The sequence below is a fragment of the Microbispora oryzae genome (genome assembly GCF_017896165.1).
Taxonomy (GTDB): Bacteria; Actinomycetota; Actinomycetes; order Streptosporangiales; family Streptosporangiaceae; genus Microbispora; species Microbispora oryzae.
In genome coordinates this window covers 116,240-136,588 of record NZ_JAFCNB010000015.1, presented here as the reverse complement: position 1 = coordinate 136,588, position 20,349 = coordinate 116,240, and the positions used below count along the sequence as shown (strand labels likewise).

Below are 20,349 nucleotides of genomic sequence, written 5' to 3'. Positions count from 1 at the left end.
GCCGGCCCAGATCCGAAGGCGGTTCTGCCATGACCACTGCAGGGACCACCACAGGGACCACCGCAGGCGAATCCGCCGGGACCGAGGAGAAGTACCTCGCCTACCTCAAACGGGCGGCCGCCGACCTGCGTGCCGCCCGCCGGCGGGTGGAGGAGCTGGAGTATCGGGGCACCGAACCCCTGGCGATCATCGCCATGAGCTGCCGGTTCCCCGGCGGGATCGAGGGCCCCGAGGACCTGTGGCGGCTGGTCGCCTCCGGTTCCGACGCGATCGGCGCGCCTCCGGCCGACCGCGGCTGGGACATCGACGGCCTCTACGACCACGAGAGCGGCGAACTCGACCGGCGGGCCCGCCTCGAAGGCGGCTTCCTGCACGACGCCGCGGGCTTCGACGCGGACCTGTTCGGGATCAGCCCTCGTGAGGCGCTGGCGATGGACCCGCAGCAGCGGCTGCTGCTGGAGGCGACCTGGGAGGCGTTCGAACGGGCCGGTTTCGACCCCACCCAGGTGCCCTTCCCCCGCACGGGCGTGTTCGCCGGTGTCATGTACCACGACTACGGCTCCCGCCCGCTCGACCTGCCCGACGGCGTCGCCAGCTACCTGGGCAACGGCAACTCGGGCAGCGTCGCGTCCGGGCGGATCGCCTACACGTTCGGGCTGGAGGGCCCGGCGGTCACCGTCGACACCGCCTGCTCGTCGTCGCTGGTCGCCCTGCACCTCGCCGGTCAGGCGCTGCGGAACGGCGAATGCGATCTGGCGCTGGCCGGCGGTGTCACGGTGATGGCCACACCGACCACGTTCGTCGAGTTCAGCCGGCAGGGCGGGCTGGCCGCCGACGGGCGGTGCAAGTCGTTCGCCGCGGCGGCCGACGGCACCGGCTGGGGCGAGGGCGTCGGCCTGCTCCTGCTTGAGCGGCTGTCGGACGCGCGGCGGCTCGGGCATCCGATCCTCGCCGTCGTGCGGGGCTCGGCGGTCAACCAGGACGGCGCGTCCAGCGGCCTGACCGCCCCGAATGGCCCGTCGCAGCAGCGCGTCATCCGGGCCGCCCTGGCGTCGGCGGGGCTGACGCCGCAGGACGTGGACGCGGTGGAGGCGCACGGCACCGGGACGCGGCTGGGCGACCCGATCGAGGCGCAGGCCCTGCTCGCCACCTATGGGCGCGACCGTTCCGGCGAGCCGCTCTGGCTCGGTTCGGTGAAGTCGAACCTGGGGCACACCCAGGCCGCCGCCGGCGTGGCCGGTGTCATCAAGATGGTGCAGGCGATCCGGCACGGGGTGTTGCCGAAGACGTTGCATGTGGATGCGCCGTCGCCGCAGGTGGACTGGGCGTCGGGTGCGGTGGGGCTGTTGACGCAGGCGCGGGCGTGGCCGGAGGTGGGCCGGCCGCGCCGGGCTGGGGTGTCGTCGTTCGGGATCAGTGGGACGAACGCGCATGTGATCGTGGAGCAGGCGCCGGACGCGACGCCGGCCGAGCCGGGCGAGGTGCCGGTTGAGGGTGGCGGGCCGGTGGTGGGGTCGCCGGTGGTGGGGTTGCCGGTGGTGCCGTTGGTGGTGACGGCGCGGTCGGCGGGGTCGTTGGAGGCGCAGGTCCGGCGGGTGGGGGCGGTGGAGGCGTCCCGGCTGGATGTCGGGGTGGCGTTGGCCGGGCGGGCGGTGCTGGAGTATCGGGCGGTGCTGCTGGGCGACGCGGTGGTTCGGGGGGTGGCCTCGGAGGGCCGGTTGGCGGTGGTGTTCACCGGTCAGGGGTCGCAGCGGGCCGGGATGGGCCGGGAGCTGTATGACGTGTTCCCGGTGTTCGCGGCGGCGTTCGACGAGGTGTGCGCGGCGCTGGACCTGCCGCTCCACGAGGTGCTCGGCGATGAGTCCCGGTTGGGTCAGACGGGGTGGGCGCAGCCGGCGATCTTCGCCGTGGAAGTGGCGTTGCTGGCGCTGGTCCGCTCCTGGGGGGTGGAGCCGGATGTGGTGGCGGGGCATTCGATCGGTGAGATCACCGCCGCGTACGCCGCCGGGGTGCTGTCGCTGGCGGACGCCGCGAGGTTGGTGGCGGCGCGGGGCCGGTTGATGCAGGCGCTTCCGGCGGGTGGGGCGATGCTCGCGGTGGGGGCGTCCGAGGAGGACCTACGCGCGGCTTTCCCGGACATCGACATCGCGGCGGTGAACGGTCCGGGGTCGGTGGTGGTGTCCGGGCCGCGGGAGGACGTCGAGCGGGTCGCTGGGTTGGCGGCGGAGCGTGGGTGGAAGACCAGCAGGCTGCGCACGAGTCATGCGTTTCATTCGCGGTTGATGGAGCCGATGCTGGCGGGGTTCCGTTCGGTGGTGGAGTCGCTGGCGTTCGCCGATCCAGTGATCCCTGCGGTCTCCACGGTGACAGGCCGCCCGGTCGAGACCGGTCAGTGGAGTGACCCGGAGTACTGGGTGGATCAGGTCCGCCGCCCGGTCCGGTTCGCCGACGCCGCTGCCGGTCTGGACGCTGAGCGGGTGCTGGAGCTGGGCCCGGACGGGGTGCTGACGGCGCTGGTCCAGGGCGTGACGCCGGATGTGAGGGCGGTGGCCGCGCTGCGCCGCGACCGCGACGAGGCGACCACGTTGCTGACCGCGGTGGCGGAGTTGTTCGTCGACGGGCAGGGCGTGGACTGGCGGGCGCTGTTCGACGGCACGGGCGCGCGCCCGGCCGAGGTGCCCACCTATCCCTTCTCCCACCAGCGGTACTGGCTCGACACCGCCACCGACACCGGGGATGTCACCGCGGCCGGACTGTACGCGTCCGGTCACCCGCTCCTCAGCGCCGCGATGCTGCTGGCCGACGGAGACGGCGCCCTGCTCACCGGCCGGCTGGCCGCGGGAACACCAGGTTGGCTGGCCGATCATCGCGTGTTCGGCGCGGTACTCGTTCCAGGAACGGCGCTGCTCGATCTCGTCCTGGCCGCCGGGCGGCGGGTGGGCGCGACCAGCGTCGACGAGCTCATTCTCCGCGAGCCTCTGGTGATCCCGCCGCAGGGCGGCGTCCGCCTGCAGGTGAGGGTCGGCCCGGCGGACGACGCGGACCGCCGCGCGGTCACCGTCTACGCCCAGCCCGAGGACGGCGACCCCGGCGATTGGACCACCCACGCGGAAGGCACCCTCGCCCCTGCCGCAGACACCGACACAGAAACAGACACCGGCACCGGCACCGATGCCGACCTGAGCCTGGTCGCCTGGCCGCCGAGCGACGCCGACGAGATCGCGATCGACGGGCTGTACGACACGCTCGCCGATGCCGGTCTGTCCTATGGCCCGGCGTTCCAGGGCCTGCGGCGGGTCTGGCGGCGGGGCGCGGACGTGTTCGCCGAGGTCGCGGTTGGCGAGGTGGTCGACGGCTTCGGTGTGCATCCGGCGTTGTTCGACGCGGCGCTGCACGGGATCGGCGCCGGAGACCTGCTTCCCGGTGGCGAGGTGCGGCTGCCGTTCGCCTTCACCGGTGTGCGGGTCACCGGGGCGGCCGCCGGTGAACTACGCGTCCGGCTCTCCCGCGGCGAGAGCGCCGACACGGTGCGGCTGCTGCTCGCGGACGGAGCCGGGCTTCCGGTGGCCGAGGTGGACGCGCTCCTGCTCCGTCCGGTCACGGCGGCGCAGGTGTCGGGCGGCTCCGCCGGGCGTCTGTTGTTCGGGGTGGAGTGGGTGCCGCAGGACGTCGTGCCGGAGGCGGGGGCTCCGGTTGCGATGGCGTTGGGTGATCGGCTGCCGGAGCCGGCTGCTGTGGTGGTGGTGGACGCGACGGCGCCGGGAGCGGCGTTCGATCGGTCGGCTGCGTTGCTGGGGTTGCTGCAGGAGTGGCTGGCCGATTCGGCGTGGGCCGATTCCCGGCTGGTGGTGCGGACGTTCGGGGCGGCCGGTGATGAGGTCACCGACCCTGATGGGGCCGCGTTGTGGGGTCTGGTGCGGTCGGCGCAGGCCGAACACCCCGACCGAATCCATCTCCTCGACGCCTCCGAAGACATGGCCCTCCCGTTGCCCGAGGCGCTGGTGCGCGACGGTGTGGTCAGGGTCCCGCGGCTCGTACGGGTCCAGGCCCTCGACGCGGGCTCGGGCGGGGCGGACCTGGGTGACGGCGTCGTGGTGATCACGGGTGCTACCGGGACGTTGGGTGGTCTGGTCGCCCGCCATCTGGTGCAGGCGCACGGCGTCGACGATCTGCTGCTGCTGTCGCGGTCCGGCGGAGAGGTAGAGGTCGAGGGCGCTCGGGTGCGGTCGGTGGCCTGTGACGTGGGCGACGCGGACGCGGTTGCGGCGGCGCTGCGGGATGAGCCGGTAACGGCGGTGATCCACGCGGCGGGCCTGCTCGACGACGGCATGGTCGAATCGTTGACCCCGGAGCGGTTGGAGCGGGTGTTCGGGGCGAAGGTGGACGCGGCCCGCAACCTCGCCGAGGCGACACGGGGCAAGCGGCTGGGCGCGTTTGTGCTGTATTCGTCGGCGGCGGGGTTGTTCGGTAATGCCGGTCAGGCCAACTACGCGGCGGCGAACGCGTTCCTGGACGCGTACGCCGTGTCGTTGCGGGCGGAGGGTGTTCCGGCGACGTCGCTGGCATGGGGACTCTGGGACGCCGGTATGGGTGGCGGGCTCAGCGACGCCGACCGGGAGCGGATGCGGCGTGGTGGTGTGCTGCCGCTCACCGCCGAGCAGGGCCTGGCGGCGTTCGACGCCGCTCTCGCCGCGGGCAGACCCCTGGTCGCCCCACTGGTGATCGACACCGCCGCGCTCCGCGAGGCCGCCGGCGCGCCCGCGCTCCTGCGCGGGCTGGTCCGCGCCCCCGCCCGCCCGGCCGCCGGTACGGCGCTCGGCCGGCGGTTGGCCGGCCTACCCGAAGAACAGCGCGTCGCGGCCGTCGTCGGGCTGGTCCGGGCCCAGGTGGCGGACGTGCTCGGCTATGGCAGGGCTGAGGACGTCGACCCGCGGCGAGCCTTCAGCGAGCTGGGTTTCGACTCGCTGACCGCGGTGGAGCTGCGCAACCGCCTGAGTACGGTGACCGGGTTGCGGCTGCCGTCGACGCTGGTCTTCGACTACCCGAACGCCACGGTGCTGGCCGCCCACGTGGGTGCGGAACTGGCGGGGGCGGCTCGGGCGGTGGCCGCGCCGGCGCCTGCCGCCCACGACGACGAGCCGATCGCCATCGTGGGGATGGCGTGCCGTTATCCGGGTGGGGTGGCGTCCCCGGAGGAGTTGTGGGAGCTGGTGGCGGCCGGTCGGGACGCGATCGGCTCGTTCCCCGTGGACCGGGGCTGGGACGTGGAGAACCTGTATCACCCCGACCCGGATCACCCCGGTACGTCGTACTCGCGGGAGGGCGGTTTCCTCTACGAGGCGGGCGACTTCGACCCGGGACTGTTCGGGATCTCGCCGCGTGAGGCGCTGGCGATGGATCCGCAGCACCGGCTGCTGCTGGAGACCTCGTGGGAGGCGTTCGAACGGGCCGGGATCGACCCGCGCGCCTTGCGCGGATCCCGGACGGGCGTGTTCGCGGGCGTCATGTACGGCGACTACGCGACCGTCCTCGAACAGGCCGAGGCGCAGGTCGAGGGCTTCATGGGCACCGGTGGGAGCATCGCGTCGGGCCGGGTGTCGTACACGTTCGGTTTGGAGGGTCCGGCGGTCACGGTCGACACCGCGTGTTCGTCGTCTCTGGTGGCGCTCCACCTGGCTGTGCAGGCGTTGCGGAGCGGGGAGTGTGACGCGGCGCTGGCCGGTGGGGTGACGGTGATGGCCACCCCGGGCACGTTCGTGGGGTTCTCGCGGCAGCGGGGTCTTGCCGCTGATGGGCGGTGCAAGTCGTTCGCGGAGGGGGCTGACGGCACCGGGTGGGGTGAGGGTGTCGGCATGCTGCTGGTGGAGCGGCTGTCGGACGCCGAACGCCTGGGGCACCGGGTGCTCGCCGTGGTCCGGGGCAGTGCGGTGAACCAGGACGGCGCGTCGAACGGCCTGACCGCGCCGAACGGACCGTCGCAGCAGCGGGTGATCCGGGCGGCGCTGGCCAACGCGGGTCTGTCGCCGCAGGACGTGGACGTGATCGAGGCGCACGGCACCGGCACGGCGCTGGGCGATCCGATCGAGGCGCAGGCATTGCTGGCCACCTATGGCCAGGACCGGGACGAGCCGTTGTGGCTGGGTTCGATCAAGTCGAATCTCGGGCATACGCAGGCGGCGGCCGGGGTCGCGGGGATCATCAAGATGGTGCAGGCGTTCCGTTACGGCACGCTGCCCAAGACGCTGCATGTGGACGCGCCGACCTCGCAGGTGGACTGGTCGGCCGGGTCGGTCGAGCTGCTGACCGAGCCGCGCAACTGGCCGCAGGTGGGCCGGGCGCGGCGGGCGGCGGTGTCATCGTTCGGGATCAGCGGCACCAACGCCCACGTCATCCTCGAAGGCCCACCCGCCACGGCGCCGGTGGAGACAACGCGACCGGCGCTGCCGGCCGTACCGGTGGTCCTCACGGCCGCGACGGATCGGGCCCTCGCCGGGCAGGCCGAGCGGCTCCGCGCATACCTGCTGGCCCATCCGGACGCCTCCGTGGCCGACGTCGCCTGGACGCTCGCTCACCGGACACCGCTGCCCCGGCGTGCGGTGGTGCCGGCCGCCGATCGCGACCAACTGCTCAGCGCACTCGTCGCCCCAACGGCGGCGGAGATACGGACAGGACCTCTGGCGGTGGTGTTCACCGGTCAGGGGTCGCAGCGGGCCGGGATGGGCCGGGAGCTGTATGACGTGTTCCCGGTGTTCGCGGCGGCGTTCGACGAGGTGTGCGCGGCGCTGGACCTGCCGCTGCTGGACGTTCTGGGCGATGAGTCCCGGTTGGGTCAGACGGGGTGGGCGCAGCCGGCGATCTTCGCGGTCGAGGTGGCGTTGCTGGCGTTGGTCCGCTCCTGGGGGGTGGAGCCGGATGTGGTCGCGGGGCATTCGATCGGTGAGATCACCGCCGCCTACGCGGCAGGGGTCCTGTCGCTGGCGGACGCCGCGAGGTTGGTGGCGGCTCGGGGCCGGTTGATGCAGGCGCTTCCGGCGGGTGGGGCGATGCTCGCGGTCGGCACCTCCGAGGCCGACCTGCTGGCGGCTTTCCCGGACGTTGATGTGGCGGCGGTGAACGGTCCGGCGTCGGTGGTGGTGTCCGGCCCGCAGGCCGACGTCGAGCGGGTCGCTGGGTTGGCGGCGGAGCGGGGCTGGAAGACCAGCAGGCTGCGCACGAGTCATGCGTTTCATTCGCGGTTGATGGAGCCGATGCTGGCGGAGTTCCGTTCGGTGGTGGAGTCGCTGGCGTTCGCCGAGCCGGTGGTTCCGGCGGTCTCCACGGTGACGGGCCGCCCGGTGGAGTCCGGTCAGTGGAGTGACCCGGAGTACTGGGTGGATCAGGTCCGACGTCCGGTCCGGTTCGCCGACGCGGTCGCGGCTCTGGACGCGGGTCGCGTGCTGGAGCTGGGCCCGGACGGCATCCTGACCGCGCTGGTCCAGGATGTGGCCCCGGACGTGAGGGCGGTGGCCGCGCTGCGCCGCGACCGCGACGAGATCACCACGCTGCTCGCCGCGCTCGCCGAACTGCACTCGACCGGCCTCACGATCGATTGGAGACTCGTGCTCGGCGGCGGTGAACTCCTCGATCTGCCGAGCTACGCCTTCGACCACCAGCACTTCTGGCCGCGCCGCCGTACGCTGCGCGCCGCCGACGCCGCCGGCCTCGGCCTGACGGAGACCGGCCACCCGCTGCTCGGCGCGACGATCGCCCTCCCGGACGCGCCGGAGAGCGTGCTCACCGGCTTCCTTTCTGTCTCCACTCACCCGTGGCTGGCCGACCACACGGTCTTCGGTGCAACGGTCGTTCCCGGCACGGCGCTGGTCGAGATGGCACTCGCCGGCGGCGTCCGGATCGGGGCACCGGTCCTCGACGAGCTGTTGCTCCAGGCGCCGCTGCCGCTTCCGGCGTCCGGCGGTGCGCAGGTCAGGACCACGATCGGCGCGCCGGACGGCGACGGACGGCATCGGGTCTCCATCCATGCCCGGACCGACGACGAGGCTCCCTGGACGCTGCACGCGACCGGCGTGCTCGCCCCGGAGCACATGGCCGCCGCCGGAGAGGAAGCCGATCTGGTGGTGTGGCCGCCGTCCGGTGCGGAGGAGCTCGCTCTGGACGGTCTGTATGAGGCGTTCGCGGATGCGGGGCTGTTGTACGGTCCGGCGTTCCGGGGGTTGCGGCGGGTGTGGCGGCGGGGTGTGGAGGTGTTCGCCGAGGTCGTGACCGGGGAGGTGGTCGACGGTTTCGGGGTGCATCCGGCGTTGTTCGACGCGGCGCTGCACGCGCTGGGCGTCGGCGGGCTGCTCCCGGCCGAGGGCGCGCAGTTGCCCTTCGCCTTCGCGGGCGTACGCATGGCCGGCTCGGCCACCGGGACACTGCGGGTCCGGCTCGCGCCGGGGCACACCCCCGACTCGGTACGGCTCCTGCTCGCCGACGGGGCGGGCCTGCCGGTCACCCGGATCGACGGGCTGACGCTCCGTCCGGTATCGGCCGGGCAGGTGTCGGGCGGCTCCGCCGACCGTCTGTTGTTCGGGGTGGAGTGGGTGCCGCAGGACGTCGTGCCGGAGGCGGGGGCTCCGGTCGTGGTGGCGTTGGGTGATCGGTTGCCGGAGCCGGCTGGTGTGGTGGTGGTGGACGCGACGGCGCCGGGGTCGGCGTTCGATCGGTCGGCTGCGCTGTTGGGGTTGCTGCAGGAGTGGGTGGCCGATCCGGCGTGGGCGGATTCCCGGTTGGTGGTGCGGACGTTCGGCGCGGCCGGTGAGGAGATCGTCGATCCGGATGGTGCCGCGTTGTGGGGGTTGGTGCGGTCGGCGCAGGCCGAGCACCCGGGCCGGATCCATCTCCTCGACGCGCCCGAGGTCATGGTCGTCCCGGTGCCGCAGGCGGTGGTGCGTGACGGTGTGGTGCGGGTGCCGCGCCTGGGCCGCCTGAAGACACCCGGCACGGGTTCAGCTCACGTTGACCTTGGTGACGGGGTCGTGGTGGTCACCGGTGCCACGGGCATGCTGGGTGGTCTGGTCGCCCGGCATCTGGTGCGGGCGCATGGCGTCGGTGAGTTGTTGCTGCTGTCGCGGTCCGGCGGGGCGGTCGAGGTCGAGGGTGCGCGGGTGCGGTCGCTGGCGTGTGACCTGTCCGACGCGGACGCCGTCGCGGCGGCGCTGCGGGATGAGCCGGTCACGGCGGTGGTTCATGCCGCGGGTGTGCTGGACGATGCGTTGCTGGCTGATCTGACTCCGGAGCGGTTGCAGCGGGTGTTCGGGGCGAAGGTGGACGCGGCCCGCAACCTGCGCGCGGCGACGCGGGACAAGCGGTTGAGCGCGTTTGTGGTGTATTCGTCGGCGGCGGGGTTGTTCGGTAACGCCGGTCAGGCCAATTACGCGGCGGCCAACGCCTTCCTGGATGCGTACGCGGTGGTGTTGCGGGCGGAGGGCGTCCCTGCGACCTCGCTGGCGTGGGGACTCTGGGACGCGGGGATGGGGGAGGCGCTGACCCGCGCCGACCGGGAGCGGATGCGGCGTGGTGGCGTTCTCCCTCTCACCGCCGAACAGGGCCTGGCCGCGTTCGACGCCGCACTCGCCCACGGACGTCCGCTCATCGCCTTGCTGGGCGTGGACACCGCGGCGCTCCGCGCCGCCGACTTCGTACCACCACTGCTGGCCGGTCTGGCCCCCGGCCGCGCCCCGGTCGCACAGGGCAGCCCGCTGTCCCAGCGCCTCGCCGCGCTCCCCGAACATGAGCGGGGCCGAGCCGTGCTGGCGCTGGTCAGCGCTCAGGTGACCGCCGTGCTCGGCTACGCGTCGCCGGATCAGCTCGATCCCGACCGGGCGTTCAGCGAGCTGGGCTTCGACTCGCTGACCGCGGTGGAGCTGCGCAACCGGCTGGGTACGGTGACCGGCTTGCGGCTGCCCTCCACGCTGATCTTCGATTATCCGAACGCCACCCTGCTGGCGGCCTTCCTCGGCGAGCAGCTGTCCAGCCGACACGGCTCGGTCGCCGTAGTCACCAACCGCGGCCGAGTTGATGACGACCCGGTCGTGATCGTGGGGATGGCCTGTCGTTATCCGGGTGGCGTGGCCTCACCGGAGGAGTTGTGGGAGCTGGTGGCGGCCGGCCGGGACGGCGTGGGGTTCTTCCCGCACGATCGCGGCTGGGATCTGGAGAACCTCTATCACCCCGATCCCGATCACGCGGGCACCTCCTACACGCGGGAGGGCGGTTTCCTCTACGAGGCCGCCGACTTCGACCCGGGACTGTTCGGGATCTCGCCGCGTGAGGCGCTGGCGATGGATCCGCAGCAGCGGCTGCTGCTGGAGACGTCGTGGGAGGCGTTCGAGCGGGCCGGGATCGACCCGATGGGGTTGCGTGGCCGGCGGATCGGCGTGTTCGCGGGCGTGATGTACCACGATTACGGCTCGCAGACCGCCGAGGTGCCTCCCGGCGTGGAGGGCTTCCTCAGCACGGGCAGCTCCGGCAGCGTCGCGTCGGGGCGGGTGTCGTACACGTTCGGTTTGGAGGGTCCGGCGGTCACGGTCGACACCGCGTGTTCGTCGTCTCTGGTGGCGCTCCACCTGGCTGTGCAGGCGTTGCGGAGCGGGGAGTGTGACGCGGCGCTGGCCGGTGGGGTGACGGTGATGGCCACTCCGGGCACGTTCGTGGGTTTCTCGCGGCAGCGGGGTCTGGCGGCTGATGGGCGGTGCAAGTCGTTCGCGGAGGGGGCTGACGGCACCGGGTGGGGTGAGGGTGTCGGCATGCTGCTGGTGGAGCGGCTGTCGGACGCCGAACGCCTGGGGCACCGGGTGCTCGCCGTGGTGCGGGGCTCGGCGGTGAACCAGGACGGCGCGTCGAACGGGTTGACGGCGCCGAACGGACCGTCGCAGCAGCGGGTGATCCGGGCGGCGTTGGCCAACGCGGGGTTGTCGCCGCAGGACGTGGACGTGGTCGAGGCGCACGGCACTGGCACGGCGCTGGGTGACCCGATCGAGGCGCAGGCGCTGCTGGCCACCTACGGCCAGCGCCGGAGCGAACCGCTCTGGCTGGGCTCGATCAAGTCGAACCTGGGGCACACGCAGGCGGCGGCCGGGGTGGCGGGGATCATCAAGATGGTGCAGGCGATGCGTCACGGCATGTTGCCGAAGACGTTGCATGTGGATGCGCCGACCTCGCAGGTGGACTGGTCGGCCGGGTCGGTGGAGCTGCTGACCGACTCGCGCGACTGGCCGGCGGTGGATCGGGCGCGGCGGGCGGCGGTGTCGTCGTTCGGGATCAGCGGTACGAACGCCCACGTCATCCTCGAAGCCCCGGCGGACGAACCGTCTCCGGCGCCCGCCGTCGAGCTACCGGTCGTCCCAGTCGTGCTCACCGCCGCTGAGCCGGACGCGCTGCGGGAGGCCGCCGAGCGGCTCCGGCTTGGCCTTCCGGCAGACGCGGACCTGAACCAGGTCGGCCGGACCCTGGCGACCCGGGCACGGCTGCGGCATCGGGCGGTCGTCGTGGCCGGTGATCGTGTGGGGCTGGATGCCGGGCTGGCGGCGGTGGGGGCCGGGGTTCATCCGGTGGCCGGGGTCGCCGTGCCGGGCCGGTTGGCGGTGGTGTTCACCGGTCAGGGGTCGCAGCGGGCCGGGATGGGCCGGGAGCTGTATGACGTGTTCCCGGTGTTCGCGGCGGCGTTCGACGAGGTGTGCGCGGCGCTGGACCTGCCGCTGCTGGACGTTCTGGGCGATGAGTCCCGGTTGGGTCAGACGGGGTGGGCGCAGCCGGCGATCTTCGCGGTTGAGGTGGCGTTGCTGGCGTTGGTCCGCTCCTGGGGGGTGGAGCCGGATGTGGTGGCGGGGCATTCGATCGGTGAGATCACCGCCGCCTACGCGGCAGGGGTCCTGTCGCTGGCGGACGCCGCGAGGTTGGTGGCGGCTCGGGGCCGGTTGATGCAGGCGCTTCCGGCGGGTGGGGCGATGCTCGCGGTCGGCACCTCCGAGGACGACGTGCGAGAGGCATTCCCGGACATCGACATCGCGGCGGTGAACGGTCCGGCGTCGGTGGTGGTGTCCGGCCCGCAGGCCGACGTCGAGCGGGTCGCTGGGTTGGCGGCGGAGCGGGGCTGGAAGACCAGCAGGCTGCGCACCAGCCACGCGTTCCATTCGCGGTTGATGGAGCCGATGCTGGCTGAGTTCCGTTCGGTGGTGGAGACGCTGGCGTTCGCCGAGCCGGCGATCCCTGCGGTTTCTACGGTGACCGGTGCGGCTGTGTCGCCGGGTCAGTGGAGTGACCCGGAGTATTGGGTGGATCAGGTCCGCCGTCCGGTCCGGTTCGCCGACGCGGTCGCGGCCCTGGACGCGGGTCGCGTGCTGGAGCTGGGCCCGGACGGCATCCTCACCGCGATAGTCGGCGACCTGCGTCCGGAACTGACCGCGGTCGCCGCGCTCCGGCGTGGCCGCGCCGAGGCCGAGACACTGCTCACCGCGCTCGGCACGCTGTTCGTCCACGGGCAGACCGTGGACTGGCAGGCGGCGCTGGGTGACGGACTCCGCGCCGACCTGCCCACCTACCCGTTCCAGCACCAGCGGTACTGGCTCGACCCGACCCCGCCGACCGGCGACGTGACCACCGCTGGTCTCGATGCCCCTGACCATCCGCTGCTCGCGGCCTCGGTCGACGTCCCCGACTCGGGTGCGCTGCTGTTCACCGGAACCCTCGGCACCGCAAGCCGGCCCTGGCTCGCCGACCACCGCGTTCACGACATGACGATCGTTCCCGGCACCGCGCTCGTCGAGCTGGCCCTCGCGGCCGGGGCCCGGGCCGGCACCCCGGCGGTGGACGAGCTGGTGGTGCGGGACCCGCTGACCCTGCCCGAAGGGGCGTCCGTCCGGCTGCGGGTCCTGGTCGCCGCGCCCGACGACACAGGGCGGCGCGCGCTGACCATCTACTCGCGCCCCGACGACGAGCAGGCCGCCTGGGTCACCAATGCCACCGGCCTGCTCACCGAGCCCGAATCCAGCGAGTACGGCACCGATCTGGTGGTGTGGCCGCCGTCCGGTGCGGAGGAGCTCGGTCTGGATGGTCTGTATGAGGCGTTCGCGGATGCGGGGCTGTTGTATGGTCCGGCGTTCCGGGGGTTGCGGCGGGTGTGGCGGCGGGGTGTGGAGGTGTTCGCCGAGGTCGTGACCGGGGAGGTGGTCGACGGTTTCGGGGTGCATCCGGCGTTGTTCGACGCGGCGCTGCACGCGCTGGGCGTCGGCGGGCTGCTCCCGGCCGACGGCGCGCAGTTGCCCTTCAGCTTCTCCGGCATCCGGTGGCAACGACCGGCGGGCACCGCGCTGCGGGTGCGGCTGACACCCGGCGCGTCCACGGGTACGGTCCGGCTCGCGCTGGCCGACGCCTCCGGGCTTCCGGTGGCCGAGGTCGACGGGCTGACGCTCCGTCCGGTATCGGCCGGGCAGGTGTCGGGCGGCTCCGCCGACCGTCTGTTGTTCGGGGTGGAGTGGGTGCCGCAGGACGTCGTGCCGGAGGCGGGGGCTCCGGTCGTGGTGGCGTTGGGTGATCGGTTGCCGGAGCCGGCTGGTGTGGTGGTGGTGGACGCGACGGCGCCGGGGTCGGCGTTCGATCGGTCGGCTGCGCTGTTGGGGTTGCTGCAGGAGTGGGTGGCCGATCCGGCGTGGGCGGATTCCCGGTTGGTGGTGCGGACGTTCGGCGCGGCCGGTGAGGAGATCGTCGATCCGGATGGTGCCGCGTTGTGGGGGTTGGTGCGGTCGGCGCAGGCCGAGCACCCGGGCCGGATCCATCTCCTCGACGCGCCCGAGGTCATGGTCGTCCCGGTGCCGGAGGCGGTGGTGCGTGACGGTGTGGTGCGGGTGCCGCGCCTGGGCCGCCTGAAGACACCCGGCACGGGTTCAGCTCACGTTGACCTTGGCGACGGCGTCGTGGTGGTCACCGGTGCCACGGGCATGCTGGGTGGTCTGGTCGCCCGGCATCTGGTGCGGGCGCATGGCGTCGGTGAGTTGTTGCTGCTGTCGCGGTCCGGCGGGGCGGTCGAGGTCGAGGGTGCGCGGGTGCGGTCGCTGGCGTGTGACCTGTCCGACGCGGACGCCGTCGCGGCGGCGCTGCGGGATGAGCCGGTCACGGCGGTGGTTCATGCCGCGGGTGTGCTGGACGATGCGTTGCTGGCGGATCTGACTCCGGAGCGGTTGCGTGCGGTGTTCGGGGCGAAGGTGGACGCGGCCCGAAACCTCGCCGAGGCGACACGGGGCAAGCGGCTGGGCGCGTTTGTGCTGTATTCGTCGGCGGCGGGGTTGTTCGGTAATGCCGGTCAGGCCAACTACGCGGCGGCGAACGCGTTCCTGGACGCGTACGCCGTGTCGTTGCGGGCGGAGGGTGTTCCGGCGACGTCGCTGGCATGGGGACTCTGGGACGCCGGTATGGGTGGCGGGCTCAGCGACGCCGACCGGGAGCGGATGCGGCGTGGTGGTGTGCTGCCGCTCACCGCCGAACAGGGCCTGGCCGCGTTCGACGCCGCACTCTCGGCGGGCACACCCCTGGTCGCCCCACTGGTGATCGACACCACCGCACTGCGTACCGCGCTCGCCGTTCCACCGCTCCTGCAGGGCCTCGCGCCGGCCCGCACCGGCACCGGGGCCGCGAACGCGCTCGGGCTGCGGCTGGCCACGCTGCCCGAGGCCGAACGGGAGCACGCCGTGCTCGGCCTGGTCCGCACGCAGGTCGCCGAGACGCTTGGATATCCCTCCGCCGACCGGGTGGCGGCCGGTCGGGCCTTCACCGAGCTGGGCTTCGACTCACTCACCGCGGTCGAGTTGCGCAACCGCCTGACCGCCGCGACCGGGCTGCGGCTGCCGTCGACGCTGGTCTTCGACTACCCGACAGTCGCGGCCTTGGCCGGCTTCGTCTCCGGAGAACTCGCGGGACGGCACACGGCCATCGAGACCGCTCCCGCCGCGGTCGCCCTGGATGAGCCGATCGCCATCGTGGGGATGGCGTGTCGTTATCCGGGTGGGGTGGCCTCTCCGGAGGAGTTGTGGGAGCTGGTGGCGGCTGGTCGGGACGGTGTGGGGTTCTTCCCCGAAGACCGGGGCTGGGATCTGGAGAACCTGTATCACCCCGACCCGGATCACCCCGGTACGTCGTACTCGCGGGAGGGCGGTTTCCTCTACGAGGCCGCCGACTTCGACCCGGCGGTGTTCGGGATCTCGCCGCGTGAGGCGCTGGCGATGGATCCGCAGCACCGGCTGCTGCTGGAGACCTCGTGGGAGGCGTTCGAACGGGCCGGGGTCGACCCGCTGGGGCTGCGCGGCTCGCGGACCGGTGTGTTCGTCGGTGTCATGTACAACGACTACGGACTCGTCCTCGACCAGTCCACCGACAACGCGGAGGGCTTCCTCGGCACGAGCGGCAGCGTCGCGTCGGGGCGGGTGTCGTACACGTTCGGGTTGGAGGGTCCGGCGGTCACGGTCGACACCGCGTGTTCGTCGTCTCTGGTGGCGTTGCATCTGGCTGTGCAGGCGTTGCGGAGCGGGGAGTGTGACGCGGCGTTGGCCGGTGGGGTGACGGTGATGGCCACCCCGGGCACGTTCGTGGGTTTCTCGCGGCAGCGGGGTCTTGCCGCTGATGGGCGGTGCAAGTCGTTCGCGGAGGTGGCTGACGGCACCGGGTGGGGTGAGGGCGTGGGCATGCTGCTGGTGGAGCGGCTGTCGGACGCCGAACGCCTGGGGCACCGGGTGCTCGCCGTGGTGCGGGGCAGTGCGGTGAACCAGGACGGCGCGTCGAACGGGTTGACGGCGCCGAACGGACCGTCGCAGCAGCGGGTGATCCGGGCGGCGTTGGCCAACGCGGGGTTGTCGCCGCAGGACGTGGACGTGGTCGAGGCGCACGGCACCGGCACGGCGCTGGGCGATCCGATCGAGGCGCAGGCATTGCTGGCCACCTATGGCCAGGACCGGGACGAGCCGTTGTGGCTGGGTTCGATCAAGTCGAATCTCGGGCATACGCAGGCGGCGGCCGGGGTCGCGGGGATCATCAAGATGGTGCAGGCGTTCCGTTACGGCACGCTCCCGAAGACGCTGCATGTGGACGCGCCGACCTCGCAGGTGGACTGGTCGGCCGGGTCGGTGGAGCTGCTGACCGACTCGCGCGACTGGCCGCAGGTGGGCCGGGCGCGGCGGGCGGCGGTGTCATCGTTCGGCATCAGCGGCACCAACGCCCACGTCATCCTCGAAGCGCCGCCCGCCACGGCGCCGGTGGAGCCGGCGCCGCCACTGCCCATCACCCCGGTCGCGCTCGCGGCGGCCGACGACGACGCCCTCCGTGTGCTGGCCTGCCGCCTCGCCGAACGGCGCGACGTGCCGCTGGGACGGCTCGCGGCCGGACTGGCCACCCGGGCGGCCCTGCCGCGCCGCGCCGTTGTCCTCGCCGCCGACCACGCCGCGCTGAAGGAGTCGCTGACCTCGGACAGCGGGCGGGCCATCACCGGGACGGCCACCGAAGGACGTCTGGCGGTGACGTTCACCGGACAGGGCACGCAGCGGGCCGGCATGGGCCGGCAGCTGTACGACGCGTTCCCCGTCTTCGCCGCCGCGTTCGACGAGGCGTGCGCGGCCACGGGGTTGCCGCTGCGCGACGCGCTGGCCGACGAGGAGCTTCTCCACCAGACCGAGTGGGCGCAGCCCGCGATCTTCGCGGTCGAGGTGGCGCTGCTGGCGCTCGTCCGCTCCTGGGGGCTGACCCCGGAGGTCGTGGCGGGCCACTCGATCGGTGAGATCGCCGCCGCGTACGCCGCCGGCGTGCTGACCCTGGCCGACGCCGCGGCGCTGGTCACCGCGCGTGGACGGCTCATGCAGGCGCTCCCGGCCGGCGGGGCGATGCTGGCGATCGGTGCGGCCGAGAGCGAGGTGCGCGAGGCGCTCCCCGGCCTCGACATCGCGGCGGTCAACGCGCCGGGATCCGTCGTGGTCTCCGGAGACGCGGACGCGGTCGGACGGGCGGCGGCGCTCGCCGCGGACCGCGGCTGGAAGGCGAACCGGCTGCGCACCAGCCACGCGTTCCACTCCCGGCTGATGGAGCCGATGCTGGCCGAGTTCCGCGCCGTCGTGGAGACGCTGACGTTCGCCGAGCCGGTGATCCCCGCCGTCTCCACGGTGACCGGCCGCCCGGTGGAGCCCGGCCAGTGGACCGACCCCGGCTACTGGGTGCGGCAGGTGCGTGAGCCGGTGCGGTTCGCCGACGCGGTCGCGGCCCTGGACGCGGGACGGGTGCTCGAACTGGGCCCGGACGGCGTCCTCACCGCGCTGGTCCAGGACGTGGCCCCGGACGTGACGGCGGTGGCCGCGCTCCGCCGGGACCGGGACGAGCCCGCCACGCTGCTCACCGCCGTGGCCGAGCTGTTCGTGCACGGCCAGCCCGTCGACTGGACCGCGTTGGTGGGCCGGGCCGTCGAGGACCTCCCGACGTATCCGTTCCGGCACCGGCGGTTCTGGCCCCGGCCCAGGACCGGCGTCGGCGGGGACGTCGCCGGGCTCGGCCTGACCGGCACCGGCCACCCGGTCCTCGGCGCGGCGGCCGAGGTGCCCGGCTCCGGCGTGGTGCTGTTCACCGGTTCCCTCTCCGCGGTCACCCACCCGTGGGCGGCCGACCACACCGTCCACGGCCGCACGGTCGTGCCGGGCGCCGCGCTGGCCGAGATGGCCCTGGCGGCCGGCTCCCAGCTGGGAATCCCCGTGCTGGAGGAGCTGCTGCTGCGGACCCCGCTCGTCCTGCCGGGCCGGATCACCACGCAGGTGCGCGTCACGGTCGGCGCGCCGGACGACGCGAACCGCCGCCCGGTGAGCATCCACTCCCGGGCCGGGGCCGGCGAGCCCTGGACCGAGCACGCCGCCGGGCTTCTCTCCGAGGGGCTGCCGGTGGAGCTGCCGGCCGGCCGCGACACCGAGCCCGCCGCGGTCACCGTCCCGGCCGGGGCCGAGGAACTCGACCTCACCGGCTTCTACCCCGCGATGGACGCCGCGGGGCTCGGGTACGGCCCGGCGTTCCAGGGTCTGCGCCGGGCCTGGCGTGCCGGGCACGACGTGTTCGCCGAGATCGAGGTCGCGGAACCGGCCGGCGGATTCGCCCTCCACCCGGCGCTGCTCGACAGCGCGCTGCACGCCATCGCCGCCGGTGGACTGATCACCGGCACGGAGGTGCACCTGCCGTTCGCGTTCACCGGGGTCCGGCTGCTGGACGGCGGCGGCGCCACCACGCTGCGGGTCCGGCTCAGCCCGGACGGGCCCGGCGGCGTGCGGCTGACGATCGCGGACGGCACGGGGCTGCCGGTGGCCCAGATCGAACGGGTGGCGCTGCGGCCGGTCACCGCCGAGCCGGGCAGCGATACGGCGGGGCTCTACACGGTGGACTGGCGGCCCGCCCCGGTGGCCGTCCGCCCCGCCGAGGTCACCGACGGCGCGGAGCCGGCCGCGTGGCATCACCTGCCGTTCGGCGCACCGCTGCCCGTCCTGGCCGGCGCGCCCGCCGTCGTCGTGCTCGACGCCACCGCGCCGCCGGCTGGCCCGGCCCTTGACCCGGCCGCTGACCCGGGCACTGATCCGGCAGCGGTCCGGCGGGCCTTGGCGACCGCCCTCGGCACGCTGCAGGAGTGGGTCACCGATCCGGTCTGGGCCGACAGCCGTCTGGTGGTGCTGACCTCGGGAGCCGTGGCCACCGGCCCGGCCGACCCCGTGCCGGGGCTGGCCCACGCCGCCCTCTGGGGCCTGGTCCGTGCCGCCCAGACGGAGAACCCCGACCGCTTCACGTTGATCGACGCGGACCCCGGGCCGGCTTCCGGCGCCGTCGATGGTCTCGTCCCCGATGCCGTCCCGGGCATCGTCGCCGCCGGCCTCGCGCAGGCGGCGATCCGCGGTGACGCCGTCCTGGTGCCACGCCTGGCCGCGATGGACGGGGTGCGGGGAGTGCCGCAGGTGCCCGGCCTCGGTGACGGAACCGTCGTGCTCACCGGTGCCACCGGTGCGCTCGGCGGCGCCCTGGCCCGGCACCTGGTCGCCACCCACCGGGTGAAGCACCTGCTGCTGGTCAGCCGCCGCGGTCCCGACGCGCCCGGCGCCGCCGCCCTGGTGACGGAGCTGGCGGACGCCGGCGCGGAGGTGCGGCTGGAGGCATGCGACCTGGCCGACCCGGCCGCCGTCCGGCGCCTCCTCGGCCCGGTCGAGGTCAGCGCGGTGCTGCACGCCGCGGGAGGCACGGACGACGCGATGCTCGCCTCGTTGACGCCCGACCGGCTCGCCTCCGTCCTGGCCGCCAAGGTGGACGCGGCGGTCAACCTGCGCGCGGCCACCGCCGGCCGGCCGCTCAGCGCGTTCGTGCTGTTCTCCTCCGTCGCCGGTCTGCTCGGCAACGCGGGACAGGCCAACTACGCGGCGGCCAACACGTACCTGGACGCCTACGCGGCGCGGCTGCGGGCCGAGGGCGTCCCGGCCACCTCGATGGCGTGGGGTCTGTGGGAGACCGGTCTCGGCAGCGCCCTGTCCGAAGCCGACCGCGACCGGCTGCGGCGCGGCGGGATCGTGCCCCTGCCCACCGGCGCCGCGCTCGACCTCTTCGACGCCGCCCTCGGCGCCGGCGCCGCGCTGGTCGCCCCGCTCGGTCTCGACCTGGCCGCGCTCAGGCGGGCCGCGCCCGGCGGGCTCCCCGAGCCGCTCACCGGCCTGGTGCCGGCACCGGCGCGCCCGGCCGCCCGGCCGGCCGCCGGTCGTGACCGCGCCCTCACCAGGCAGCTGGTCACGCTCACCGCCGCCGAGCAGACCCGTACGTTGCTCGGGCTGGTCCGCACCCACGCGGTGGCGGTGCTCGGCCACGCCGGCCCGGCCGAGATCGGCGACACCCGGGCCTTCGGCGAGCTGGGCTTCGACTCGCTCACCGCGGTCGAGTTCCGCAACCGCCTGGCCGCCGACACCGGCCTCAGGCTGGCGCCGACACTGATCTTCGACCATCCGACGCCGCTGGCGCTGGCCGAGGCCCTCCGCGGCCGGCTTGCCCCCGAGGACACCGAGGGCGACACGGTGCTCCTGGCCGAGCTGGCCCGGCTGGAATCGAGTCTGGGCACGAGCACCCCGACCGAGGCGACGCGGACCGCGGTCGCGCTCCGGCTGCGGGCGATGCTCGCCGTCTGGACGACCGGCGCCGGGCCGGCCGGCGACGCCCCCACGGACGCTCCCGACGCCGACGCCGACATCGCGGCGGCCGACGACGACGAGCTGTTCAGCATGCTCGACAACGAACTCGGCGCTAACTGACCCACCCCGATCACCTGGAGTTGGCGAG

General features: G+C 73.6%; 1 protein-coding gene. It reads left to right on the top strand.

The annotated features are described in order from the left end of the window. The first annotated feature begins 29 nt into the window (after nt 1-29). Entirely contained in the window at nt 30-20,321 is a 20,292-nt protein-coding gene (locus JOL79_RS35135) for a type I polyketide synthase (protein WP_210158205.1), read from the top strand. Nucleotides 20,322-20,349: the final 28 nt, after the last annotated feature.